General features: G+C 46.4%; 18 protein-coding genes. 13 read left to right on the top strand and 5 right to left on the bottom strand.

The genetic code is table 11. The features are described from left to right. Nucleotides 1-69: 69 nt before the first annotated feature. From ACQ4M5_RS09060 to ACQ4M5_RS09035, 6 genes are all read left to right on the top strand, one after another. Nucleotides 70-3,777, top strand: a complete 3,708-nt coding sequence (locus ACQ4M5_RS09060) for a hypothetical protein (RefSeq protein WP_430675259.1) — start codon at nucleotides 70-72, stop codon at nucleotides 3,775-3,777. Nucleotides 3,778-4,064: 287 nt separating this feature from the next. After that, complete coding sequence (locus ACQ4M5_RS09055; RefSeq protein ID WP_430675258.1) at nucleotides 4,065-4,382, top strand: Nif11-like leader peptide family natural product precursor; 318 nt, start codon at nucleotides 4,065-4,067, stop codon at nucleotides 4,380-4,382. 157 nt (nucleotides 4,383-4,539) lie between these two features. Next, the gene (locus tag ACQ4M5_RS09050; RefSeq protein WP_430675257.1) at nucleotides 4,540-4,851 is read left to right on the top strand and encodes a Nif11-like leader peptide family natural product precursor; all 312 of its coding nucleotides are present in this window, start codon (nucleotides 4,540-4,542) and stop codon (nucleotides 4,849-4,851) included. 118 nt (nucleotides 4,852-4,969) lie between these two features. Then, on the top strand, nucleotides 4,970-6,988 hold the full coding sequence (gene lanM, locus ACQ4M5_RS09045; RefSeq protein WP_430675255.1) for a type 2 lanthipeptide synthetase LanM: 2,019 nt from the start codon (nucleotides 4,970-4,972) through the stop codon (nucleotides 6,986-6,988). 135 nt (nucleotides 6,989-7,123) lie between these two features. Further along, nucleotides 7,124-7,999: a C1 family peptidase gene (locus ACQ4M5_RS09040; RefSeq protein WP_430675254.1), complete on the top strand. Its 876-nt coding sequence runs from the start codon at nucleotides 7,124-7,126 to the stop codon at nucleotides 7,997-7,999. 57 nt (nucleotides 8,000-8,056) lie between these two features. Further along, a complete protein-coding gene (locus ACQ4M5_RS09035) occupies nucleotides 8,057-8,338 on the top strand; it encodes a hypothetical protein (protein ID WP_430675253.1) in 282 nt (93 codons plus the stop codon). A 126-nt stretch (nucleotides 8,339-8,464) separates the two neighbouring features. Here ACQ4M5_RS09035 and ACQ4M5_RS09030 read toward each other — a convergent pair whose 3' ends face one another. Beyond that, nucleotides 8,465-9,814: an AAA-like domain-containing protein gene (locus tag ACQ4M5_RS09030; RefSeq protein WP_430675252.1), complete on the bottom strand. Its 1,350-nt coding sequence runs from the start codon at nucleotides 9,812-9,814 to the stop codon at nucleotides 8,465-8,467. A gap of 206 nt (nucleotides 9,815-10,020) precedes the next feature. On the opposite strand from ACQ4M5_RS09030, the gene ACQ4M5_RS09025 reads away from it, so the two are divergent. Both ACQ4M5_RS09025 and ACQ4M5_RS09020 read left to right on the top strand, forming a co-directional pair. Beyond that, entirely contained in the window at nucleotides 10,021-12,699 is a 2,679-nt protein-coding gene (locus ACQ4M5_RS09025; RefSeq protein ID WP_430675251.1) for a CHASE2 domain-containing protein, read from the top strand. A 79-nt stretch (nucleotides 12,700-12,778) separates the two neighbouring features. After that, nucleotides 12,779-13,522 (top strand): DUF928 domain-containing protein, encoded by a 744-nt coding sequence (locus tag ACQ4M5_RS09020; protein WP_430675250.1) that lies wholly within the window; start codon nucleotides 12,779-12,781, stop codon nucleotides 13,520-13,522. Between the two features lie 2 nt (nucleotides 13,523-13,524). On the opposite strand, the gene ACQ4M5_RS09015 is transcribed toward ACQ4M5_RS09020, so the two are convergent. From ACQ4M5_RS09015 to ACQ4M5_RS09005, 3 genes are all read right to left on the bottom strand, one after another. Next, nucleotides 13,525-15,906, bottom strand: a complete 2,382-nt coding sequence (locus tag ACQ4M5_RS09015; protein WP_430675249.1) for a filamentous hemagglutinin N-terminal domain-containing protein — start codon at nucleotides 15,904-15,906, stop codon at nucleotides 13,525-13,527. Between the two features lie 335 nt (nucleotides 15,907-16,241). Continuing rightward, nucleotides 16,242-16,871, bottom strand: a complete 630-nt coding sequence (locus ACQ4M5_RS09010) for a hypothetical protein (protein WP_430675248.1) — start codon at nucleotides 16,869-16,871, stop codon at nucleotides 16,242-16,244. Between the two features lie 300 nt (nucleotides 16,872-17,171). Continuing rightward, on the bottom strand, nucleotides 17,172-17,402 hold the full coding sequence (locus ACQ4M5_RS09005) for a hypothetical protein (protein ID WP_430675247.1): 231 nt from the start codon (nucleotides 17,400-17,402) through the stop codon (nucleotides 17,172-17,174). 347 nt (nucleotides 17,403-17,749) lie between these two features. Here ACQ4M5_RS09005 and ACQ4M5_RS09000 point away from each other — a divergent pair, with 347 nt between their 5' ends. The 5 genes from ACQ4M5_RS09000 to ACQ4M5_RS08980 all read left to right on the top strand — a co-directional run bounded on the left by ACQ4M5_RS09000 (nucleotide 17,750) and on the right by ACQ4M5_RS08980 (nucleotide 21,363). After that, a complete protein-coding gene (locus ACQ4M5_RS09000) occupies nucleotides 17,750-18,034 on the top strand; it encodes a Nif11-like leader peptide family natural product precursor (protein ID WP_430675246.1) in 285 nt (94 codons plus the stop codon). A 154-nt stretch (nucleotides 18,035-18,188) separates the two neighbouring features. Next, complete coding sequence (locus ACQ4M5_RS08995; RefSeq protein WP_430675245.1) at nucleotides 18,189-18,500, top strand: S-layer homology domain-containing protein; 312 nt, start codon at nucleotides 18,189-18,191, stop codon at nucleotides 18,498-18,500. A gap of 239 nt (nucleotides 18,501-18,739) precedes the next feature. Next, nucleotides 18,740-18,919 (top strand): hypothetical protein, encoded by a 180-nt coding sequence (locus tag ACQ4M5_RS08990; RefSeq protein WP_430675244.1) that lies wholly within the window; start codon nucleotides 18,740-18,742, stop codon nucleotides 18,917-18,919. Nucleotides 18,920-18,982: 63 nt separating this feature from the next. Then, a complete protein-coding gene (locus tag ACQ4M5_RS08985) occupies nucleotides 18,983-19,936 on the top strand; it encodes a GNAT family N-acetyltransferase (RefSeq protein ID WP_430675243.1) in 954 nt (317 codons plus the stop codon). Nucleotides 19,937-20,028: 92 nt separating this feature from the next. Then, nucleotides 20,029-21,363, top strand: a complete 1,335-nt coding sequence (locus tag ACQ4M5_RS08980; RefSeq protein WP_430675242.1) for an MFS transporter — start codon at nucleotides 20,029-20,031, stop codon at nucleotides 21,361-21,363. A 64-nt stretch (nucleotides 21,364-21,427) separates the two neighbouring features. Here ACQ4M5_RS08980 and ACQ4M5_RS08975 read toward each other — a convergent pair whose 3' ends face one another. Continuing rightward, on the bottom strand, nucleotides 21,428-24,289 hold the full coding sequence (locus tag ACQ4M5_RS08975) for a filamentous hemagglutinin N-terminal domain-containing protein (RefSeq protein ID WP_430675241.1): 2,862 nt from the start codon (nucleotides 24,287-24,289) through the stop codon (nucleotides 21,428-21,430). Nucleotides 24,290-24,525 lie beyond the last annotated feature (236 nt).

Genomic DNA, 24,525 nt, shown 5'->3' with positions numbered 1-24,525 from the left:
ACGATCGAGCTTCTGTAGAGTAAAGCTTATCCATTCAGGACAACTTCATCCCTGCCCGGAGGCGCTTCTATGTCTCGACCGGAGAATCGTCGCGTTGTACTAGAGCTAGATGCGAATCATCCCAACTTTTTGACGGGATTAGAGCTTTGGATACAGCTTGGACTGTTGAGCGATCGACAAATTCTAAAACTCAGTCAGCAATATTTGACGAGTGTTCTGCCCGAAATTGCAGTTGCTCGATCGACAACGGATTTTATTAGCCCCGTAGAGCCAGCATTACCAAGTCCTGCTCCACCCCCAACTCCAAGACAGCCGAATGTATTGGAACAGATTGCGCGATCGTTCCAACAAGAACTGAGTGTTGTTTGGCTCTTGGCATTAGGTGTATTTCTGGTTATCATCTCATCTGCTGTTCTTGCAGCAAGCCAGTGGCAGAACGTTTCGTCGATCGGACAATATTTGGTGTTGCTCGGCTATACGATGAGTTTCTGGGGAGTGTCGTTTTGGACTGGGCGACAAGCAAGATTACGGCTCACCGCTTCGACGCTACAGACTTTAGCATTGTTGTTAGTTCCCATCAACTTTTGGGCGATCGATCGCTTTTTGCTGCAATCGATTCAATCTATTTCACTCGTGACAGCGCTAATTGCTGCAATGATGCTGAGTGGAATGGCGATCGCGGTATTTCGGCAAAGATTTTCGAGTTCAGCACTCATTACTTCTGCATTGGTAAGCTATCTAGGCTTGAGCTATTTGCAGTGTGGTTGGAGTTTTGCAAATGTGCCGTTGTTAGCAACTTATCTCGGAACAATTACAGCATTCATTACCGTTCGTCCGACGACTGCTTTTGTGCGATTAGTCTTTCCGATCGTTGCGATCGTCCTCCTTTTCTTCCGCGCTATTTTCATCGCAGGGATCGATATTGCTCAACTTGGTTTGGCATTTGGGATTGTGGGATGGCTAGTTGCACGAGTGGCACAGCAACATTCACTCGCGCTGCTTTGGGCGATCAGCGCGGGATTACTTGGATTTGGCTGGCTCGTTTCTGTGGGAACGATCGTATGGCAAGCATTGATAGTCAGCAGCTTAGGACTGTTATTTTGGTGGAAATTGCTCCAACGGTATTGGCGACAGTTCGACGTGATTGCTTTGTTGGTCGTGGGATTGCAGTCGATTTGGTTAATTTGGCGCTTAGTCCCTGACTCGCTGCAATCTCAAGTGGTGAACATTACGACCACTCTGACTCAAGCTCAAACGGTTCCGTTTACGCTGTTAGGGATTGTTCTCTTTCCGTATTTGATTGGCATTCTTGTGATCGCAAATTGGTTAGAGCGCAATGAGAAATTTGAACTTGCTAGATTTACAGAATCGATCGCGCTTTTATTTGGAATTGGATTAACTGCAATTAGCTCATTTGCTCCTGCAACGCGCACACTCACTCTTCTAGCTTCGACAGTTACTTTAGGACGCTTCACTCAGCAGAAACACAATCCGATCCAGCTTGTTTATGGGACTCATCTTGTTGGATTAATGACGCTGGTAGCTGCGACCGACTGGCGATTTTCAAATCTGGAACAGTCAACTTGGGCAACAATTTTTCTGGGAATTGCGATCGCTGAATGGAGCTTTAGTCTCTTCAGAGATCGAATTTGGACTCAGAGTGCTTGGTATTTCGGCTTTGGAGTTGCAACGTTATCGTACATTCTATTTCTTGAACCATCTCCTAAATTCGCGATCGTTTGGATATTAGTGCCAGCTTTCCTGACTGGAATTGCCATTCGAGATCAATCGAGACGAACGGATGCGAGTTGGACAAGTACGATCGGGCTGTTTATGGTGCAAGCTTTAGCAATACAACATCGAGAAACTGGATTGTTGAGCTTAAGTCTTGCAACCGTTTTAATGCTCGTGAACACACGATGTTTAGCCAGGATTGAACTTGCCTATCTCACGTTTGGGTTTGGTTTCAGTGCGATCGGTTGGTGGATCTGGCATTGGTTCCCAGGATTTACTGTGGAATCGTGGTTGCTTGTCGGTGCGATCGCATTAACAATCCTGTGGCAGTTCTATCGCTGGGGACAATCTCATCGATCGAACTTCATCACGCTTTTTGCACAAGCCGCTGATAGATGGGCAATTGGATGGAGCGCGATCGTTCTTGTGAGCTTGAGTCTACGTACTGTACAAATCTATGAAACGAGTGTGCTACCGAATGTTCTAACAATGATTGCTGCTGGTTTAACGACGAGTGCTTTAGTGTTTCGCACTTGGCAGGCTTCCTCAACTTTGACATTCATTGGAATTGGGATTGGACTAGAGCTACTGATTGCAGAAGGTTTAGCATGGTTTGAACCTTCTCTGGCGCGGTTATGTGTCGCAAATGTGGTCTTAGGGGTTATTGTTCAATTGTTTGGAGAGCTTCGACAACGGCGCAATTCTTCAGAACCCTTGTCGATCGAGTGGCATATCTTACCGATCGCCTATGGAATCTTTGCACTAATGCTGCGATCGCAGTTATTTACTGCATGGACAGGTTTAGTTTCATTGGGAGTTGCTTGGATTGCTATTGCGATCGGAAAACGGAGATCAGAATATCAACCTCTGACCTATGCGGGTGTGATTGGAACCTCGATCGCGGCTTATGAACTGGTGTTGTATCAGGTCAGAACATTGCCGATGAGTGATCAACTCATGGCGATCGCGACTTTAGGTGCAGTTCTGATGTTGCTCTATCGTATTCCTCGATCGAGAATGCTTCGCGCTTTGAATCTGAGTGTAGAAGACATTCGACCCCTTGCTCACTTGCACTGGGCAATCAGTAGCATTTTCCTAAGTGTTGCAGCACTCCTGACGTTGCTTATGCCTGATTCCTCTGGGATTTTAGCTTTGGTTGGATTTACAACTGGAATGGTGCTATCACTCTATGCAATTTGGCAAGCGCGGCATCGTCCAGTACAACTCGCAACAGAAGCATGGCTGTATGCAGGATTGTTAGAAGCAGCGGGATTGATGTGGTATCTCAGCACAAAGCCTTGGTTTAGTGGATTCTTTAGCGGTGTGGTGCGACCGTATGCAGCAGCGATTAGTGCGATCGCGGCATTTGTACTGTTTGCGCTACCTTGGGATCGATTGGGATGGGCGAGACAACCTTGGCAGCGGGTAGCATTAGCACTTCCGCTATTAGTATTGGCTGGAACGGCTGGAATTGTTCATCCGGTTAGCTTAATTGTCATTGCCGTCTTTTATAGCTTAGTTGCTTCGATTCAGCGTGAAGTGCGCTGGACTTATCTTAGTGTCGGTCTGTTGAACTGGCTCGTGTTCGATCAACTGCACCAATTAAATGTAGAAAGCTTGTTTTGGCAGGTTTTACCGATCGGCTTATCGATTTTGTACTTCGCTCAAATCGAACCGACGTTTGTACAACAGCGATCGTCGCGTCATTATGTTCGTCTGTGTGGAGCGGGATTGATTTGTGCCACCGCGTTACTCACTCAAGAGAACTATGGAATCCTGCCTGGGATTGTGAGTTTGATTGTGATTTTTGCTGGATTAGGGCTACGAGTTCGAGCCTTTTTGTACGTTGGAACGCTGGTCTTTTTGCTCAATGCGATCAATCAACTGATTGTGTTTATCGCATTGTATTCATTACTCAAATGGATCATCGGATTGTGTCTTGGCATTCTGCTGATCTCGATCGCTGCAAACTTTGAAACTCGACGCGATCAGATGACTGCTTTAATGCAGAACTGGCTCACAGAACTAGAAGACTGGGATTAGATTCTCGATCGCTCCTCGTATCTACTACACTCATTGACAAAAGGCTTAAGCAATTAAACTCAGTCAATCAACGAATGTTAACTCGATTGACTTTACTTCGTTGAATGGGAGTCGAGACGTTTTTCAGATGTTTCTTTTGGGGTGAATCTCTACGATAGGGACAGTTAAGCAAAGCGCTTAGCAAACAGGTCAAACCGAGTATTCAACTCGCAAGATCACGAATAGCAGGAAACGAAATCAGTGAACCCTTCTATTCCACCCAAACCACGCATAAAGGAAGCATCAAAATGTCACAAGCAAACGTCGAACAATTCATCCAATTGGCAGCAAAAGATACAGCCCTGCAAGAGCAATTGAAGTCCTCTGCTTCCATGCAGGACTTCCAAACCAAGATGGTAGAGCTAGGTAAACAAAAAGGTCATACTTTTGTTCAAGAGGATGTCGCATCATACATGCAGACTCAAGCGGCTCAAACAACCGGGCGCAGTCCTAGTGAGAAGCTGACGGAAGAGGAATTGGAAACCGTAGGAGGAGGTTCAACTCCTTTGTGTGTTATCGGTTTGGGCAGACTTGCTCTCGAAGCCTACAAATACACCAATTCCTAACTTTGCGATCGCAAAAGTTGCAAGCCCAAACTCATTAAGTTCACTCAAAAAATTCGCAGAGGCTCGATGAGAAAGAGCCTCTCCAGTTCCTTCTTGTAACGAAATCAGTGAACCCTTCTATTTCACCCAAACCACACAACACAAAGGAAGTATCAAAATGTCACAAGCAAACGTCGAACAATTCATCCAATTGGCAGCAAAAGATACAGCTCTGCAAGAGCAATTGAAGTCCTCTACTTCCATGCAGGATTTCCAAACCAAGATGGTAGAGCTAGGTAAACAAAAAGGTCATACTTTTGTTCAAGAGGATGTCGCATCATACATGCAGGCTCAAGCGGCTCAAACAACCGGGCGCAGTCCTAGTGAGAAGCTGACGGAAGAGGAATTGGAAACCGTAGGAGGAGGTTCAACTCCTTTGTGTATTGTCGGCATTGGCAATCTTGCTTACACCATCTGGACAGCATCCTAACTCTGCGATCGCAAAAGTTGCAAGTCCGAACTCATTGAGTTAACTCAAGCAATCTGCGGAGGCTCTTCCTCAATGAGCCTCTTCAGTTCCTTCTTTAGATATGCAAGGATGCAATAAAATGACAGAATCTGCTTTCACAACGATTGTCACTAATGCTCGATCTTTTTCCGAGTATTGCAACTCCGGTGATCATTCTCAACTCAATCAATATCTGGAGCATTGGTGTCAGGTTGTCGCTCAAGGAGACCAGGAAGTTTTTCGGAAGCGGCTGCAATGGGATGGGATAGAGATCAACGCAGCACGTTCAAGTCGAAGCTCAGTTGCTGTTGCTGAGAGGGAAACGCTACCAGGTTGGGCGACAACCTTAAAACAGGTTGTTGCAACTGCCTCACAGTGGAAATCAGCACCTAGACAACGCCCGATCGCGAGTGATCCATTTCCACTCAGCACTAACTCTGAAAATCCACTTCCCTTTGAAGATTTACTGTTGCCATTGATTGATGTAGCACGACAAAAGCTATTGGCTCAGGTAGACTTATCCGCTCATAATTTGCTATCAGAGCAAGCCTACTTAGAACTAGAACGATCGTTGCTGATTTCGCTCGTTAATCTCTGTGATAAGACCTTAGAGAAGGAGTTTTATGACTTTCGCCCCTTCGGATATCGTTTACTCAGTCTGACAGAGATAAAAACAGAACCTGAGCCAGAGACAACTTACTACCAAGCCTTTGTTCAATATCTCTTGCAGGATGGACTCCTCACGCTCTTTCAAAAGTATCCAGTATTGGCAAGATTAATCGCGACTCGAATCGATTTCTGGGTAGAATTAACAGCGGAATTGTTGCAACGTCTAAAGACAGACATCGCTGAAATCCAGCAGATGTTTCAGCCTGAACAAGAGGACAAGGAACATTTCGTCCCTTACTCATTAGGAAAGGTGACTGAAATAAAAGCAAACTTATCTGATCCTCATCGACGCGGACGCTGTGTCATGGGTCTGACTTTTGAATCAGGACTAAAGCTAATTTATAAACCCAAAAACTTAGGGTTAGACAGTGCCTATCAGCAGCTTTTAGAATGGTTTAATCAACGGAATGCACCTTTAGCTTTCAAAACCGTGAAGGTACTCGATCGTTCAAACTACGGTTGGGTAGAGTACGTTGAGCAATTACCCGTTGAAGATGAATCAGCAGCACAGCGTTTCTATCAACGGTCAGGGATGCTGTTGTGCTTGTTTTATGTTCTGAATACAACCGATTGTCACTACGAAAACTTAATTGCCTGCGGTGAACATTGGGTGCTGATCGACATGGAAACATTAATGCACCCGGATGCCCGTGATATGGAAGAATCGCCTGAAAAACAGCTTCAAACCTCTGATAATCATCTGCTACAGAAATCAGTGCTTCGCAGTGGATTGTTACCTCATTGGGATTTTAATAAAAATAATCCTGTTCCATACGATGTCAGTGGCTTGGGAAGTATTGATGCAGACGCGGCACTCAGAGATCGCGTTCTGGTCTGGAGATTGATCAATACTGACAATATGCACCGAGCCTATGAGACGTTGGCGCTCCCTTCTGAGAAAAATGTTCCCATGCTGAATGGGATGCCGTTATCTCCCAGCAAATATCTTGATGAAATCGTTGTAGGGTTTCGTCAAATGTATGGCTTCTTAATCCAGCACCGTGAGGCGCTTTTAGCAGAGAATAGTCCCTTGGCTAAATTCTCCGGGCAGCAGGTACGATTCGTTTTCCGGGCGACTAAGGCTTATACCATGATTCTACAAAGCCTTTTAGAACCCGAATATTTGCAAAATGGATGCGATCGCAGTATCGAACTAGACATCCTATCTCGCGTTTTTCTAACGTGTCAAAATCAACCTTTAGCTTGGTCAATTTTATCTTCAGAAGTGCAAGCAATGGAGCAGTCAGATATTCCTTATTTCGCTGCCAAGTCAGATAGCGATGCGCTAACAGTGGGATTAGAACAACCGCTTTTAGGATACTTCAAAGCACCCTGCTACGAGCAAGTTATCTCCCGATTGCTAGAGCTAGAAGAAGCAGATTTAATTCGGCAAGTGGCACTGATTCAAGAGAGCTTCCAGACTAGAGCATCGCGTCCACTTCACTGTTAAGTATCGCTGCCAGTCTTGTTGGCAAGACGGATACATGAATCAGTTATATGCAAGGTGAGCAAGATGCTCAACCCCAGAGAAGCGATCGACTGTTTTGATTGAACAATCTTTGAAGTTTAGCAATAGGTAAAAACCATGACTGACGTTCAACTCCACGTACCCATTAAAGCAACAGGTTGGTTACAGGACAGACCCGACGATCGAGACAAAACAAACTTTATCGAGGTGCTGACTGAGCTACCAACATCTGTGGATTTAAGAGAATGGTGTTCGCCGATCGAACATCAGGGGAATCTGAATTCCTGTACAGCTCATGCTGCAATCTCGTTAGTCGAGTATTTTCAAAGACGAGCGTATGGCAATGATTTCAATGCTTCTAGACTTTTTCTCTACAAAGTGACCCGAAACTTGCTGGGCGTATCGGGCAATTCCAATGCTTTTTCGAGAGATACCATGAAAGCGCTTGCTATCTTCGGCGTACCTCCTGAAGAATACTGGGCTTACGATGAATCGAAATTAGACGAGGAACCTCCAGCATTCTGCTATAGCTATGCCAGCCGATATCGAGCGATGGACTACTTTCGCATTGATATCAAAAACAGACCAAGAGCTGTTGTTTTGCAGCAAATCAAGGCAAATCTTGCTGCCAATCGTCCTGTGATGTTTGGAATGTTGTGCTACCAGAGTTGTATGTTACAGTCCCAAACTACGGGAAAAATCCCAGTTCCGACGGATTCTGATCTCAGGGTTGGAGGTCATAACATGGCAGCCGTTGGTTACGATGACACAATCAAAATCAAGAACACTGATGCGACAGGGATGGAAACGACAGGAGCGCTGCTCATCAGAAACTCTTGGGGAACCGAGTGGGGTGAGAACGGGTACGGTTGGCTCCCTTACGACTATGTTTTAGAACACGATCGACCTACTTTTTCTTTACTCTCGATGGATTGGTGGACGATGTTGAAACAGGACTGGCTTGATAAAGGGGAATTTGAAATCAAGAAGTAAGGCAGCAGTAGAAGAAATAGTGCTGAACAGTTCATTTACAAAACAAGGAGAATCACAATGACAACGACTCAAGAATCGCTTTCTGCAAACAAACCGATGCCGAAAAGTATCCTTGCCAGCAGAACATTTTGGGGAGCAATGCTGACACTGATTGTTGCGATCGCGCCCAAGGTTGGTGAGATGGTGGATAACAAAAGAATTGATGGTGCAAGTATTTCTCAGCTTGTTGTGCTGTTTGGAACCAGTACGCTGACCATTCTGGGAAGGGTTGATGCGAAACGACCGATTTACACACCAGATGGATTGCCGGGTCCAAACAAATCTGATCTCCAAAGTTAAGCGATCGCGCTCAATTCGTATTCGCCAGACGGCATCGTTAAACCGCGAGCCGTCTGGAACTGTTAACTCGATCGCAGCTTGCTAATGGTTAGAAGTTGCGATCGAACATTTATCATTTCGTTGATCTCACGATGACAGACTGTGATGAAGCATTTGCTGAAAGTATTGCTGGTATAACTGACAACTGACGATCGCTTGATTGCCCGATTGATGGATCAATCCCATGCTGGTCAATTTGTGGGCGAGAATGGATTCCGTGTGAATCGGCTCAGTTGCATTTAGAAGTCTTCCGAAAGCATGAGCTAAAGCAGGCTGTTGCTGGAGTGTGACCCAGTGACGCTGTAAATGATGCTGATAGATACCTGTTGAGGTTGGGGCGATTTCGAGTAGTCGATCGAGGGTGAATTCGCCTCGGCTGAGATAGTAGAGTGCAACATGAATCAGGGCAGGATGTCCGCCGACTAAGTTCATCAGTTGTTGGGCTTCATTACTGTCCAGATCGAGATGATAGCGTTGTGCGAGTTGTTGAACTTGCTCTAGGTTGAAGCAGGTTAGCTGAGCAGCAAGCCCGACATTGAAGGGAGACTGATTCAATTGGAGCGGCACATACACTTCGGTTGAATGAGCCATCATCAGACGGAAATTTTGCCAGATGGGGAGCCGTTTGGCTTCTTCGTACCAGGAACGCAACAGAGGTAGAACATCTTGGGCAACGAGTGGATGCTCGAAAATCTGATTGACTTCATCTAAGGCTAGAACGAGCGGCGCATTTAGTTGAGCTAATAAATAGTTGCGGAAGTAAAGTGTACAGCTTACTTTGCTGCCAATGTCATCATCCCAGTACTCATCGAGTTTGGGTTCGAGTTGCAATTGATGGGACACACTGACACAGAGCCAGCGTAAAAAACGATTTAAGTCATCACAGATCGCTCGATCGATTTGTTCCAAGCTGAGATAAACGGTACGATAGCCTGCTTGGTCAAGCTGATGTAACACCTGCAACAATAGCGAGGTTTTTCCCATTTCTTTGGGAGCTTTCACGCGCACTAATGCCCCAGGTTTTTGGAGTTCTTCAAAGACTTGGGTTTCGATCGGGGGTCGGGCAATGTAAAACGGAGAATGAACCGCGATCGGACCACTGGGAAAAGACGGCAACATCTGGTTTGTTGGCGCGATCGCGTGTGGCGTTTCTACGCTTGGTTCCGGTATGGATTGAGCGATAAAGGATTCTAGAATAATCCGACAGTTTTTCTTGGTGAGACGTTGACCCGCGATTTGTGAGAGTCGATGAAGCAATTCTGGCGCAACGACATTGGTTAAGTAGCCAGGACTGTAACCGATTTCGTCGGCAATCTGGTGATAGGTTTGGAACTGCCAAATTCCCTGAAGAAGCAGTGTTTCTGTAGAATTTAATGGGCGGTTGTTACGAGAAATGAGTTCGCGGTTAAGAGTTTCAAAAAGATTATCCTGCTTCATAAAGAACCGTCCCTGTTCCATAGATCAATGTGTCAGTCTTAAACCAGCGATGACCACAACTTATCGCGCCTGAACTCCGCAATTCTGTCACAGAGGAAATCAACGTATGAGTTTTTTCATGAGATATTTTATGAGATTTGTAGATTTAACCATTATTAAACATCAGTTATTGATTTGAAAACAGGCTTAAAGGCGCAAGGAAGTAGATGTATAAAATCAACCATTACCAAGTCGGCGGAAGTCTGCGCTGGGATGATCCGAACTATGTCAGGCGACAGGCAGATATCGACCTTTATCGTGCCTTAAGTACGGGTGAGTTTTGCTACTTGTTTAATGCTCGACAGATGGGTAAGTCTAGTTTAATGGTAAGGGCTTTTCATCAACTTCAGGAAAATGGGATCGCCTGTGCTGCGATCGACCTTTCCCGAATTGGCAGTACGAGTGTAACGCTAGAGCAGTGGTACAAGGGATTAGCCGTCGAGCTTTGGCAAGCGTTTGATTTGGTTCAACTCATTAATTTGAAAAGTTGGTGGCAGGAGCGGCAGGATCTTTCCCCGGTGCAGCGATTAGCACAATGGATCGAGACTGTATTGCTCACTGACGTTAAGCGTGCGGATCAATCGCATCCGAACATAGTGATTTTTCTTGATGAGGTCGATAGTGTTTGTAGTTTGGAGTTTCCTGTGCAGGACTTTTTCGCCCTGATTCGGGCTTGCTACAATCGCCGTAGTCTTCAACCAGAGTACCAACGACTTACGTTTGCTTTTTTGGGGGTAGCAAGACCTTCGGATTTGATGATTGATCAATCGCGAACGCCGTTTAATATTGGTCACGCGATCGAGATCGAGGGCTTCCAACAATCCGAAGCTCAGTCTCTAGCACAAGGTTTAGTCGGTGCAGTCAGTGATCCCCAACTTGCGCTCCAAGAAATTCTCACTTGGACAGGCGGACAGCCTTTTTTGACACAGAAATTATGTCGATTAGTGGTAGAACGCTCAGATTCAGAAATAGACGATCGCAAACAGATTTCCGACATTGTGCAGCAGGAGATTCTTCAATCTTGGGAATTCCAGGATGAGCCAGAACATTTGAGAACGATTCGCGATCGCGTTTTAAGCAATTCAGATCGATCGCTCAAGCGACTGGGACTCTATCAGCAAGTGTTAGATTCAGCCGTTCCCTTTGATGGCAGTGACGAACAAATGGAACTTCTGTTATCTGGGCTAGTCGCAAATCAGCAAGGGCAACTGGTGGTCAAAAATCCGATCTATCGGGCTATTTTCAATTCTGAGTGGATTAATCAACAATTGTCTTATCTTCGCCCGTATGCGCCACTTTGTGCTGCCTGGATTGCAAGTGGAAAACAAGATAGCTCTTGCCTACTGCGTGGTCAACCTTTGCAAGATGCGCTCATTTGGGCATTGGGAAAAAGTCTCACCGATCAGGACTATCAGTTTTTAGGTGCAAGTCAAGAGCTTGCGAAACAAGAGGCACAACTCGCACTAGAAGCGGTCGAACAGGCAAATCAACTTTTAGCAGAAGCAAGACAGAAAGCCAATCAGGAAGTTCCGAAACAGCGAATTCGCGCTCGTTGGATTCCGACAGTTGCGATCGGGATGACTGCGCCTGTTCTACTGCTCCGAGTCCTGGGATTTCTGCAAGGTTGGGAATTGAATCTATTCGATCAATTTCTGCGGTGGCGACCTCTAGAATCGCGGGATGAACGGATCACGGTTGTGATGATCGAGGAGTCGGATCTACAGCAATTTGGCTATCCGATCCCCGATCGCGTTTTAGCTCAAGCGATTAACAATATCAAAGCCCAACAACCACGAGCGATCGGATTAGATAACTATCGAGATTTGCCTGTAGAGCCAGGACATCAAGCATTAGTTCAAGTTTTTCAATCTACACCGAATCTATTTGGAATCGAGAAGGTTGTGGGAACTCCAGTTGCACCCCCTCGCGTTCTGCGCCAATCGCAACAGGTTGGTTTCTCGGATCAAGTTGAGGACAGTGATGGAACAGTACGTCGCGCTCTGTTATCGATTTCTCCAAAAGATAATGTTCAGTACAGTTTAGCGACCCGGCTCGCTCTGCATTATTTATCTTTTGAGAAAATTACATCTGAGTCTTTAGGGGGACAACGCTTACGGTTAGGAAAAGCAACCTTCGATCGACTAGAGCGCAATGAAGGCGGCTATGTTGGTGCGGATACTGCGGGCTATCAGATTCTTCTGAACTATCGCGGAACCCAAGAAAACTTTGCCACATTTTCTTTGCAACAAGTTCTAAAGAAGCAAGTTCCATCAGAAAATTTGCGCGATCGCATTGTTCTAATCGGAACGACCGCAGAAAGTGTCAAAGATATGTTTCAAACCCCTTATAGCGATCGCTGGTTTGGTGCATCTCAACCAATGCCAGGAGTCTTTTTACACGCCAATATTGTGAGCCAACTCGTGAGTGCTGCTCTAGATGGACGACCTCTGATTCGCCCTTGGTCTAAACCTTCAGAAAGTTTATGGATTCTAGTTTGGGCAGGAATTGGAGCTTTAATCAGTTGGCAATTTAAATCTCCGACTCGTCTCATCGTTGTTGTAATAATCGCGAGTGGTGGACTGGTTGGAGGATGCTATGGGGCGCTTTTATGGGGATGGTGGCTGCCTGTTGCACCTGCACTATTGGGACTGTGGGGAAGCGCGATCGCACTCTGGCTAGTCACGAATAAACAACTCGATCGCTTACGATTTCAACACACTTTAAGGTTACTGTTGCAAGCTCGACAAGACTATCCAACGGCTGGACGAATTGCGATCGAGTATTTGAAGCAATCGGAAGCGAAGGAACATCAAGCTGCGATCGACCAACAGTTAAATCAAGCATGAGATTTTGCATAGGATTTATGGATTTTGTGACTGTCGATTCGCGTTTAAGATTATCGATATCAATACAGGAGAGCTAGATATGAGTTTACAAGCAGTATCATCGTTTTTAGCGATCGCGTTTCTTCTATCCGGACTTGATCCTGGATTCGCGCAGTCGAGCAGTCAGAAAACCGCTCAATCTCCCAACCCAGTGATTCTGTTTACTCCACCTCCCCAGGATGGCACACCCAGCACAACCAGAGGCGCAGGTTCACGGGACAATCAGCAATGCTCACAAGATAGTTCTGCTACCACTCAAGCAACCAGAAAGCCATCGCTCACGGCTCTCGTTCCTAGCGATCGTTCTGGTTTAACTTGGTCAGCCCGTCCTACTTTTTGGGTGTATGTCCCACAAACCTCTGCTCGACAAATCGTGCTCAGCATCAAACAAGGCAATCAGTTTCATTCTCAACGCTTTGTTCCTATCACTGGGACTTCAGGAATTGTTGGAATTCAAGCGGCTGAAGATTCGCCCCCTCTGGAAGTTGGGAAAGACTATCAGTGGGCGATCGTGCTAGTCTGTGGCGATCGACCTAGCCCAAATGATCCGGTTGTGTCCGCTTTGGTGCGTCGAAAGCAACCTACTACACGACTCAATTCGCAACCTGCACTACAGCAAGCAGCAACTTATAGCAAACAAGGCATCTGGTACGATGCAATCACGGCACTTGCAGAAGCAAAACGATTGCAGCCAAATGACTCAGCGCTGAATCAAACCTGGACGAACTTTCTGATACAGCCGACAGTGGGACTGAATGCGATCGCGACAGAACCTCTGCGATAGCTTTATCGTTGAGGTATTGATTTACTTCGGCTAAGTAAGGCACAGAGAAGGGACGGAGATGCGGGTATCGCGCTACTGGGATAATTTGCAACTAGCGTAACTGTGCCATTACGATCGCGAACCCAGCCCTGAGCTTCTACGATTGTTGGCATCGATTGAGGAGGGAGAGCCGAGGTTGTGGCGCGATCGTCGAGCCAAACTCGATCGCTCATCAAGGGTTGTCTTGGATCTTCGGGCAATCCACCGCGCCCCGTAATGGCAAACGAATTGCCTTCATCTGCTGGACAAGTGGAGGCAATCAATCCACTCGTATCTTGTAGCTCGGTGGGCAACTGCACTAAGCCTTGGCTCGGATCAACATCAGGCGTATTCAGCGTAATTGTGCCACTGATGCCAAATTGCGAACTCGCGGTAATGCTGCTCAATCCAGTAGTTGCACTCGATCGAGGAGCAATGCCAAAAAGTCCTTCAGTCGTGATCTGAATGTTGCCACCACGACCAGAGAAGGCATTGGCTGAAATTGTACTGTTTTCTTCAGGCACAGCGACAATGAAGCTGCCATTAAACGTGATGTTGCCTCCATTGCCGCCCGTTTGAGCCGTTCCAGCAGTAGTGGAAATTTGACTATTGTTACGAAGTAAGAGCGTATTGCTAGCTTGGAGAGCAACGTTACCACCATTTCCTAAGTTGCTGGTCGCTGCAATTTGTCCCTGATCAGTCAGTTCAATAGAGCGAGCCGAGATGAATAAGTTACCCGCAGAACCTGCCCGACTATCCACATTGATAGATGCCCTATTTCCGATTAGCAGTTGATCTGTATTAATCGTTACATCTCCAGCAGGCTTAGGGCTTGTACTACTAGCAGATATTGTAGTGTTGGAACCGCTAACTATCACGGATGTAGCATTAATCGTCAAAGAACCTGCTTGACCAGTACTACCTCGGTCAGCAGCAACTGATATTGCCCCCCCATCTTGAAGTGATAGACGACCTGTGTTAACTTGTATGCTTCCTCCATTACCAGTAGTAGATGAACCCCTCGTTCTAGCAAGTAAACCCGACGAAACAGGTGAATCTTCTAATGCACCTTGACCGCTAACTTCCACTGAGTCAGAAGCGATTATGTTGATCCTTCCCGCATTGCCCGTCACTGCTGTTCTAGTAAACGCTGTGGAAGAAGCCGAGGCTGTAATTTGCCCACCCTCGCGCAAAACCAATCTCTTAGTCGTTACATTTATGTCTCCAGCATTTCCTCTGCCGAAGGTTTGAGTGGTGAGTTGAGTCAAAAATTCTTGTCCATCTATTTCTAGTGATTCAGGCGCATTCGCGTAGATATTTCCACCTTGTCCGGGTCCTTCAGTCGTCGCGTTGATAGAAGATCTACTGTTAACGAATAATCGTGGCGTTTCAACAATGATATCACCGCCTGGCTGGGTGGAACTAATTGAGATTGCACCAGTTGTAGTAGATAATGTACTGTCATTGCTAATTGTTACTGAATCGGAAGCCCTTACCACAAGATTTCCACTTGGGCTTGCCCCTGAGGTCAGGGTACTGATTATCGAATTATTGATTGCAATCCGCCTACCCAGCAACTGAATATCGTCAATGTCTATTCCACCAATCACAGCTTTGGATAGTTGAATATCTTGAAAAGCACGCACAGCATCGTAATTTAGTCTCCAGCCTTTAGAAGTTGCAGTTAGCCCAACAAAGCTATTACTGGCAACACTCCCAATTTCAAGTCTTGCCCCTTGAGCACCTAATAGATAGGCACCATCCAGCACTATATCGCCGCCCACAAGCGCTAATGTTTTGTCAGGACGGACTTGAGGGTCTTCAGATAGACTATAGCTAACGATTTTTCCTGGATTATTTCCAAACTGCAATCCAATCGGAGCGCTGATCGTCAGCAGAGCCTGGGCTTCAGTGTTCGTTGCGCTGGAAGAACTTCCATCAGCAAAGTTCAGACGATCGGCTGTACTGAATACGACTGAGCCACCAATATCCAAGCGGGCGTTAGCGCCAACAATAATTCCATTTGGATTAATTAGAAAGAAATTGGCATTGCTTCTGGCTGAGATCAAACCATCAATACTGGAGATGGAATTACCTGTAACTCGACTAATGATATTCTGAACATCTAATGAATTATTAAAGGTTGCTGAACCACCCGTGATTACTGAAAAATTACCAAAGCTATGGAAAAGATTCCCGCCAATTTGTCTACCACCATTAATCTCAAAGTCGCGACCATTTGAGTTGGTAACTTCAGTAGGCACTGTTCCATCGCTAGAAATTTGTGCCTGAGAACAGGTTGCTTCAGTTAGCAAGAAAAGTGAAACTAAGGCAGCAAACCAAAAACGATAGGTAGGCTTGTTCATTTGTTCATAAGTATGGAGTTATCACAGCTTCCCGTATTGCTCTTTCATAGCTCTTGTACAAAAGATTTAGGTCAGAAGCACTGGGCTGCAAGCGGGTACTCATTATCGCAGCTTTCTACCCATCGTTCGCATAACACTATTCGTAGCGTTTTAGAGCCGATCTCAAACTGCAAACAGCGGTATAATCTGCCTTTATACACTATCCGCAGTTTAGATCTAAGGATCAATTACTATAAATAGTCGCTAACGCGAACGGTGGGTTCTAGACAGGTGTTTTAACCCTTTAAAGGAGAAAGTGAAGAAATTGTCTCAGAATAATCAGTTATTACCCTTTGTCATCCTCCCCCGCATTTAATGCAAATACCACCAGCCACCCATTTACGACCAGGACCGCAATTGCCGCATTGGATTTCCCATTGGTTTCCCGTACACGTTAATAATATTAGCTGTTTTTTTTCCTTCTCATTGTCCGCTTCAGGAAGTAGCTGACTAAGCAGAGCGACCATATCGCCTTTCTGCTCTCCACCTCGTACTGGGACAAAATCATCATTAGTTATTTTTTGCAAAACCTCAAAAGCAGCTTTTGCGCTTAGGAGCCGTGTTTGTTTCTGATCAGGTTCTGCTTCTACTCTGGCTAACCCAGCTTTTGCAGCGCACAGCACTTCTGAAGCAAGCCGAGCAGCGATCTTGTAATTCTTTTGAGCCTCATCGAACTGGTTAGCGTTCTCAGAAACTTCCCCAAGATAGTAGTAAGTGCTTACTAAATCCTGTTCAGAGTCGATAAGATGTTGCAGAACTGCAAACGCTGAAAGATTCTGATTGTTTTCTAAAAGAAGCGCGGCTATCCCCATTGCTCTTGCTCTTTCCGATCCCGTTTGCTGCTTCATCGCATCTACAGAAGCTTGTAATTTTACCGCTTCTTCTTCTTGAAGGTGTTCGTTCCTCAAACCATGAGATAGCGACATTGGAAATCCCCCTGATGGATAATGCAAAAGACTACTCAGCGATCGCTCAATCTAAGCAAGAAATCGTGGTTAAACCCTACCATTAGTTTTCAGCGATCGCAACACGTTGCACTTGAACGAATCAGTTCTATTAGATTTGTCTGTGTTCAACTGATTAGAAAATCGATTGCATCGTGAACGAAGGGATGCTCAGAGTGTTCATCACCTGCAATCTGAACTATGTTTATCGTAGAGATTTGATGCCAGAGAAACATCTGCAAAACGTCTCGATCAATTCTAAACAAAAGTCAACTGTTCTAATTAACCTTCGGCACTTGTTGAACGAGGCACTACTGCCTGTCGGGATTGAAAGCTATGAAATAGAGTATTGCCACGGGTAGCGCTACCGTCGATTTGAATGCTGGGATCGCCCGAAATTTGCGATCGCTCTCCCACAGGCAAGGTCTGATCCGGCACAACTTGAGCGATCGCGGGATCACTCCATCCGAATAGGGTCACCAGCCCGAATCCCAACCTCCAAAACCGAATCATAGTGCATCCTCAATGATGTGCTTTAGCGCGACTCTCTACCCTGGCGCTGTTCCTTCAGAGTTGCATTCTGCGCTAATTGTGAACTCTAGGTTTTATCTATGTTAAGCAAATTCGATCGCAAATTGGCAACACGGATGACTTTTACAACATGAGAATTGATATGAGATTTATGGATTTGAGAATTATTAATTCGCTTCTAGGATTGTTAGTGTGAATCAAACAACAACCTGGTACTCGCACCCAACTCAATTGATATCGACAGGGTGCATCAGTTGCTAACCTCAGCCGCCAATACCGTTTGAATTGTTTGAGACACAGGAAACTCAGTACGACTAAGGAGAAAATACATGAAGACAATGACCACCAAAACGACAACGGATCTGCAACAGTTCTACACTCAGGTGTTGAAAGACCCGATGCTGCAAGAGCAACTCAAAGCAGCAACGACTCCGGAAAACCTGTGTGAGCTAGCAGTTGAGTTAGGCAAAGAACAAGGCTACTTCTTCACTAAGGAAGAGGCGTTAGCTGCCTTCCAAATCGAACTGGCATTTGCAGGAGAATCTATTGAAGTTGGGGACTCTCTCGATCGCTCTCATTCAGATATTGCCTTCCGCCCAGTTATGACGAAATAACAGAACAGTAGACCTGCTTTTAAGATAAATCTTCTATTTTCAAAGCAGGTTTACTGAGATGTTATACAGAAATGCTGAGAACTATAGCAACGCTACTCAGGAATAGCTACGAAGCAATTTGTAGCTGAATGATAAGACTTTAAGGAGAAAAAACATGACTGATATTACCTCAGTTAGCCAACTAAAAGATGTCAACCCTACCGACTGCTACTTCGAGGATTTGAAATCTCTAATTGAAGACTATGGTATCAGTGTGGGCAATCCAGACGGAACATTTAGACCGAATGAACCTCTGTCGAGAGCCGAAGCCGTTTCGCTGCTGAATCGAGGATTAGATCGACTCAATGAAGTGATCGCAGCTTCAGCCGCAGATTCAGAAAAACTACTCAGTGAATTGATCGCAGCTTCAGTCGCAGATTCAGAAGATCGACTCAAAGAACTGATCGCAGCTTCAAAGGCAGCATAGCCTTCAAATATCACGACTTTTTTGCAGTCTCCCAGTTCGTTACTAGACCACTAGCTCCTGGGGCAGCACTCACTGTTCCCAGGCAGCCTTCCTCGATCGTTGTTTCAATTCCAGTAAGGTTGACCCAGCCACCTTTGTGTCACTGCAAGGTAGAACAATCTGAAGGATTTGCTCTCTGTAGTCAGCCTTGATCAACATTTGCTAAACGATGCTCACTCAGAAATGCGAGGGAATAACTTATGTTTTGGAACAATTTTTCTCAACCAACCTCTCAAGCCTACCAAGCAGGGTATCGAGATGGATATTGTGGAAGACAGTCATCTCCAGAGAAATTTCCAGGGCAGGAAGAAGAATATCGTAAAGGACACCGTAAAGGTTGGTCTGAAGGATATCCAGGACAATACAGAACAACAAATTAGGCTGGCTTCTAAGGTGGCGCTCACTGTTTCAGGCAGTCTCTCCCGATCGCTGCTTCAGTCCCCATGAAGTTAACCCAGCCACCTTTGTATTCATCTCAACATAGAACAATCTATCAAGGTATGTATGAGTTCCACATTTTAGACCCTGTGACTGCTCCTGCCTATGAGCAGTTAACATTCCCCATGTTTCGTTCTCAACTGAGCGCGATCAACGAAAATACCTTTGCCATCGGTGTCCAATACCAATCACAGCCCTGTGGATTAATTTTAGCCGAGTACTCACCCCACGATCGACGTTCAAAGATCTGTTCCCTCTATGTCAAACCCGCCCATCGCTGTCGAGGATTGGGGAAAGCGCTCCTCGATCGCATGGAGCAAACTTTAATCGATGCAGGGTGTGTTGAAGTCGAGTTACATTACACCGTTAACCTGATGACCCCTGTGCTAGACCGAATCCTAGAGCAACTCAACTGGTCTCCAGGTTCTCCCTTTAGCTTAATGTGCGTCATCCAGCGGGATCTGGTTCGGAATGCTCCTTGGTTAAACTACCCACTGCCTACGTCCTTAACCCCCTTTCCTTGGTCAGAATTGACGCTTCAAGACCGTGAAACCATTCAACAGCAACGCAGTAGTCTCTTAAACTATCCTGCTGAACTCTGTCCATTTCGTGAAGAACATCTGATCGAGCCACGCATTAGTTTCGGGTTGCGTCATCAAGGACAAGTGGTTGGCTGGAACATTGTGCATCGAATTGCTGTAGATACAGTGCGCTATAGTGCCCTCTATGTCAGACCCGATCTCCAGCCAGCGGGTCGAGCCATTCCACTGCTTGCCACTGCCGTCCGTCAACAGATTCACGATCGACAAGTCACCAAGGGAATCTTCATCGTCCTGCTTGACAACGCTGCAATGGTCAATTTTGTTCATCGCCGTCTAACTCCCTACTTGACTGAAATTCATCAAACCTGGAAAGCCAGCAAGGTTTTAACACCCTCTAGCACTCTCGCCACTGTTTAGACTATCAATCCGATTAGCAGTGATGCTCGCGATCTTACACCAAGCCTTTAAGGGTTCTCAATTAGAAGTCCATGTACTGGCAGGTAACAAAAATGGAGAACAAGCCCCATCCTATTGTTAATCTTCTTCAGTCGTCTCCGCTTCAGAAAGTCGATCGTTATTTGACGCAGCGCAAGAAAGTCTTTCTGAGCTTGTGGATTGGGCAATTCCTTTCTGCGATCGGATCTCGGCTGACCGGATTTGCGCTAGGGATTTGGGTATATCAGCAAACTAGCTCAGTCACTCAGTTCGCATTGATTTATCTCTGCACCTACGCACCAGAGATTTTGATTGCGCCGTTTGCTGGGATCTTAGCGGATCGCTGGAGTCGGCGTTGGACGATGATCCTGGGCGATAGTGGAGCAGGACTATTGACGCTTGCGATCGCGATCTTGATTCTAACTTCCCAAGCTCATCGCTGGCTGATTTATCCAATTCTGCTCATGCGATCGAGCTTCATGGTGGTTCAAGCCACAGCGTTTTCGGCAACCGTTTCACAACTCGCCCCGGCGCGATATTGGGGACAAGTGAGCGGATTGATCCAACTCGCGCAAGCAGGTTCTCAGATTCTCGCGCCTTTACTAGCAAGCTTGCTCCTCGTCACACTTCAAATTCAAGACGTTCTCTGGATTGATTTCATTAGCTTTCTTATTTCTCTAGTGATTCTGTTGATGATCCGATTCCCTGAACATCAATCGATTGCAAGCAAAATCACAATCTTCAGCGACTTGCAGATGAGTTGGCAGTATGTTTCTCAGCATCGACTCCTGGTTAAACTTCTAGGACTTGCGATCGTGATGTTCTTCTCATTAGGCGCATTAGAAGTGCTATTTTCCCCGTTGGTTCTGAGTTTTGCATCGACCACTCAGCTAGGGATCGTGATATCAATGTGTGGATGCGGCTGGTTGTTAGGAAGCATCGCAATGAGCGCCTGGGGTGGCTTTCAGAACAAGATTCATGGCGTACTGGGATCAGTTGCATTGCAAGGCTTTTTCTTGCTGCTCGGCGGATTGAAGCATTCGATTCTGCTGGCTGCACTGGGCGGATTTGGCTATATGTTTACTTACCCGATCGCACTGAGTTGTGCCCAAACGATTTGGCAGAGTCAGGTCGATTCTGAGTTGCAGGGACGCATCTTTGGCATCAAGCGCATGATCGAGAATATCCCCTCAATCATTGCTTACTTGAGCATGGGTGCGATCGCAGAACAGATATTTGAACCATTGCTGGCTGAACAAGGATTGTTGGCAGGCAGTGTGGGAGTCTTGATTGGAACAGGAGCGGGACGAGGCATTGGATTTCTATTTATGATTTTGGGATTGCTGAATCTGATTGCTGTTGTGATCATGACGCGCTTACTCAAATCCTCATCTCTAATCGAACTATAGAAATTTAGCAGTCGGGATCGAGTGTATTTTACTAGCACGATCGAGGATTGCTGAGAGGATCAATTCATCTCGATCGCACTGCACAGAAAGGAGAGTGAATCGCTTGGGTCGTGCCACTGGGATAGGTTGCAACTAGCGCGATTGTGCCATTGCGATCGCGTACCCAGCCCTGAGCTTCTACGATCGTAGGTTGAGGACTGGGAGTCGAGGTTTGGGTGGAAGCTCGATCGTCGAGCCAGACTCGATCGCTCATTAACGGTTGTCTTGGATCTTCGGGTATTCCACCCCGTCCTGTGATCGCAAACGAATTACCCTCATCGGCTGGACAAGTGGAGGCAATCAATCCACTCGTGTCTTGCAACTCCGTGGGCAACTGCACTAAGCCTTGACTCGGATCAACATCAGGCGTGTTTAGCGTAATTGTGCCACTGATGCCAAACTGAGAACTCGCGGTAATGCTGCTCAATCCAGTGGTAGCACTCGATCGAGGCTCAATCCCGAACAGTCCTTGCGTGGTGATGCGAATGTTACCGCCGCGACCCGTGAAGGCATTCGCGGAGATAATACTGTTTTCTTCAGGCACCGCGACAATGAAGTTGCTATTCAGGGTGATATTGCCTCCATTGCCGCCCGCTTGAGCCGTTCCCGCATCGGTCGAGATTCGCCCTCCGTTCCGTAATAGCAATACGTCCTGCACGTCTAGACCAATGTTCCCGCCATCAGTGCTGGCAGTTGCGGCAGAGATGATGCCGCGATCGACCTTCAGCGTGTTGGTCTGAACGTTGATATTGCCAACAGATGCGGTTCTTTGAGGAGCAACGATCGTTCTGCTGTCTGCGACGGTGAGAGTTGCATTGTTTCCAACAGACAGCGATTCTGCTTGAATGCGAATATTGCCAACGTTTCCAGTTGCCGTTGCAGTCGTTTGTTGACTGGAGACATCGCCCCCGTTCTCAATTATGAGATGCCTGGTTTTCAGCGCAATATCTCCAGCATTGCCGCTCGCCGTTGTTCTTGCGGTCAAGCGACTGGGAAATTGACCATCGCTTGAGGTTCCAATGACTTGTATCAAATTTGCGGCACTCACGGTTAAATTCCCGCCTGCTCCACTACCCCCACGAGTACCCGATGATGCTTGCGCCCCATCGCGGACGATAAGAGTTCCCGTCTCAATGCTTATATTCCCTGCATTGCCACGACTTTCAGTTCGAGAAAACAAGGCGCTGGGAGCCTGATCAACTGGTGACCCTCCAATGAGTTGTACCGATTCAGTAGCTTTCACGGTCAAATTCCCACCTGCTCCTTCACCACGAGTACCAGATGATACTTGTGCCCCATCGCGAACGATGAAATTTTCCGTCTCAATGATTAGATTCCCTGCACTACCACGATCTTGAGTTTGAGTAAACAAGCCGCTGGGAAACGGACCAGTTGGCGACTCTCCAATGAGTTGTATCAATTCAGTGGCTTTCACGGTCAAATTCCCACCTGCTCCTTCACCAAAGTTAGCAGTTGATATTTGTGCTCCATCGCGAACGATGAGAGTTCCCGTCTCAATGCTTATATTCCCTGAATCGCCATCGCTAAAACTTCTAATCAGAGCAAAGAAGCCGCTACCAATCTGACCATCTGCCGACTCTCCAATAACTTGTACCGATTCAGTGGCTTTCATGGTCAAATTCCCGCCTGCTCCTTCACCAAAAGTACTAGATGATATGACTGCCCCGTCACGGACGATGAGATTTCTCGTTTCAATGCTTACATTTCCTGCATTGCCACGACTTCGAGTTCGAGTAGACAAGCCGCCAGGAAACTCATCATCTGATGATAATATTCCAATAACTTGTACCGATTCAGTGGCTTTCACAGTCAAATTCCCGCTTGCTCCTTCACTCAACGTGCTAGCTGATATCGGTGAATTGTTCAGAAACAGTGATCGCGCGTCAATCTCAATGTCTCCACCATTGCCGATACTGTTATCAGCAACTAAATTTTCGATGAATGAGTTTTGAAAGGCGGCGTTTTCTGCGGCTTGAATGGTGATCTTGCCAGCTTGTGCTTGTGCAGATCCTAACCCTGCTCCGATTCCGGCTCGAAGACGACTGCCTTCGCTCATTTCGAGATTACGAGCGGCGATCGCAATCTCACCCCCTCCACCAGCAGTAACATCGACCAAAGCACCATTCGTCAGCACAGTATCGCTGCGTACAAGGGAATCAGGAAAATTCAAACTCCCATCCGAATTCAATCCGATTGTTCCCGCTTCTGAAATGCCGCCTAATGCAATTCGTCCTCCAGGTGCGAGTAACTGCCCACCCTCGATTGCAACATTACCGCCCACTAAAGCTAAGGTTTGACCATTTTGAACTTGTAGAATTGCACCTTGCGATCGCACTTCCCCCGCACGATTTCCATACTGCAACCCAATTGGCGTACTAATCGTGAGTAAAGGTGGCGCTTGTGGAGTGCTGGCACTGTAGGCAAATCCATCGTTAAAGATTAAGCGATCGCTACTACTCGCCACAAACGAGCCGCGAATATCTAACCGCGCATTCGTACCAAACAAAATCCCATTTGGGTTGAGCAAGAACAAACTTGCACCCCCATTTACACCCAACGTGCCGAAAATATTCGAGGGCGTTGTTCCGGTCACTCGTGTAAAGATATTCCCAACTCCAGTCGGATTGCCAAAATAAACGCGCCCACCATCGCCAACATTAAAATCGCGGAAGCTATGAAACAAGAGCGTCCCCCGCTGTGCCCCTCCGCTAATTACCTCAGCAGGTAAAGCATTGACTGTTCCGGGAGTGACGATCGACGATTCTGATCCCAAGCTGCTATCGGGAACGAGTTGAGCGATCGCGGGTGAAGCCATCAAAAGTCCACTGATTCCAAGACACCAAGCGAGTAAGTTCCGGTGAATCATGACGCATTCCTTAGTGATGTATCGAATAGAGGTAAACCTATGCCATTCGCTTAGGGAAAGAAATCAACCTAAACCGGACTTTCCCAGACTCTACTTCGGTCATTCAAGCAGATTTGATCGGGATTAGCAACACGAATACTTTTGGCAACATCGGTCATATTTTTTATGAGTAAATATGAGATTTTGCATGAGATTTATGGATTTCAAAATCTTGAGGAAACCGCCAAGATGATCAG

This window comes from Leptolyngbya sp. AN10 (assembly GCF_050565645.1).
Classification (GTDB): domain Bacteria; phylum Cyanobacteriota; class Cyanobacteriia; order Leptolyngbyales; family Leptolyngbyaceae; genus Leptolyngbya.
This window is presented reverse-complemented; position numbering and strand designations above follow the sequence as displayed.

Coding starts and splice junctions, on each gene's coding strand:
- ACQ4M5_RS09050 (WP_430675257.1), top strand. CDS start 4,540: ATGTCACAAGCAAACGTCGAACAATTCATCCAATTGGCAGCAAAAGAT.
- ACQ4M5_RS09010 (WP_430675248.1), bottom strand. CDS start 16,871: ATGTCGCTATCTCATGGTTTGAGGAACGAACACCTTCAAGAAGAAGAA.
- ACQ4M5_RS09055 (WP_430675258.1), top strand. CDS start 4,065: ATGTCACAAGCAAACGTCGAACAATTCATCCAATTGGCAGCAAAAGAT.
- ACQ4M5_RS09015 (WP_430675249.1), bottom strand. CDS start 15,906: ATGAACAAGCCTACCTATCGTTTTTGGTTTGCTGCCTTAGTTTCACTT.
- ACQ4M5_RS08975 (WP_430675241.1), bottom strand. CDS start 24,289: ATGATTCACCGGAACTTACTCGCTTGGTGTCTTGGAATCAGTGGACTT.
- ACQ4M5_RS09020 (WP_430675250.1), top strand. CDS start 12,779: ATGAGTTTACAAGCAGTATCATCGTTTTTAGCGATCGCGTTTCTTCTA.
- ACQ4M5_RS09060 (WP_430675259.1), top strand. CDS start 70: ATGTCTCGACCGGAGAATCGTCGCGTTGTACTAGAGCTAGATGCGAAT.
- ACQ4M5_RS08980 (WP_430675242.1), top strand. CDS start 20,029: ATGGAGAACAAGCCCCATCCTATTGTTAATCTTCTTCAGTCGTCTCCG.
- ACQ4M5_RS08995 (WP_430675245.1), top strand. CDS start 18,189: ATGACTGATATTACCTCAGTTAGCCAACTAAAAGATGTCAACCCTACC.
- ACQ4M5_RS08990 (WP_430675244.1), top strand. CDS start 18,740: ATGTTTTGGAACAATTTTTCTCAACCAACCTCTCAAGCCTACCAAGCA.
- ACQ4M5_RS09040 (WP_430675254.1), top strand. CDS start 7,124: ATGACTGACGTTCAACTCCACGTACCCATTAAAGCAACAGGTTGGTTA.
- ACQ4M5_RS09000 (WP_430675246.1), top strand. CDS start 17,750: ATGAAGACAATGACCACCAAAACGACAACGGATCTGCAACAGTTCTAC.
- lanM (WP_430675255.1), top strand. CDS start 4,970: ATGACAGAATCTGCTTTCACAACGATTGTCACTAATGCTCGATCTTTT.
- ACQ4M5_RS09030 (WP_430675252.1), bottom strand. CDS start 9,814: ATGAAGCAGGATAATCTTTTTGAAACTCTTAACCGCGAACTCATTTCT.
- ACQ4M5_RS08985 (WP_430675243.1), top strand. CDS start 18,983: ATGAAGTTAACCCAGCCACCTTTGTATTCATCTCAACATAGAACAATC.
- ACQ4M5_RS09005 (WP_430675247.1), bottom strand. CDS start 17,402: ATGATTCGGTTTTGGAGGTTGGGATTCGGGCTGGTGACCCTATTCGGA.
- ACQ4M5_RS09035 (WP_430675253.1), top strand. CDS start 8,057: ATGACAACGACTCAAGAATCGCTTTCTGCAAACAAACCGATGCCGAAA.
- ACQ4M5_RS09025 (WP_430675251.1), top strand. CDS start 10,021: ATGTATAAAATCAACCATTACCAAGTCGGCGGAAGTCTGCGCTGGGAT.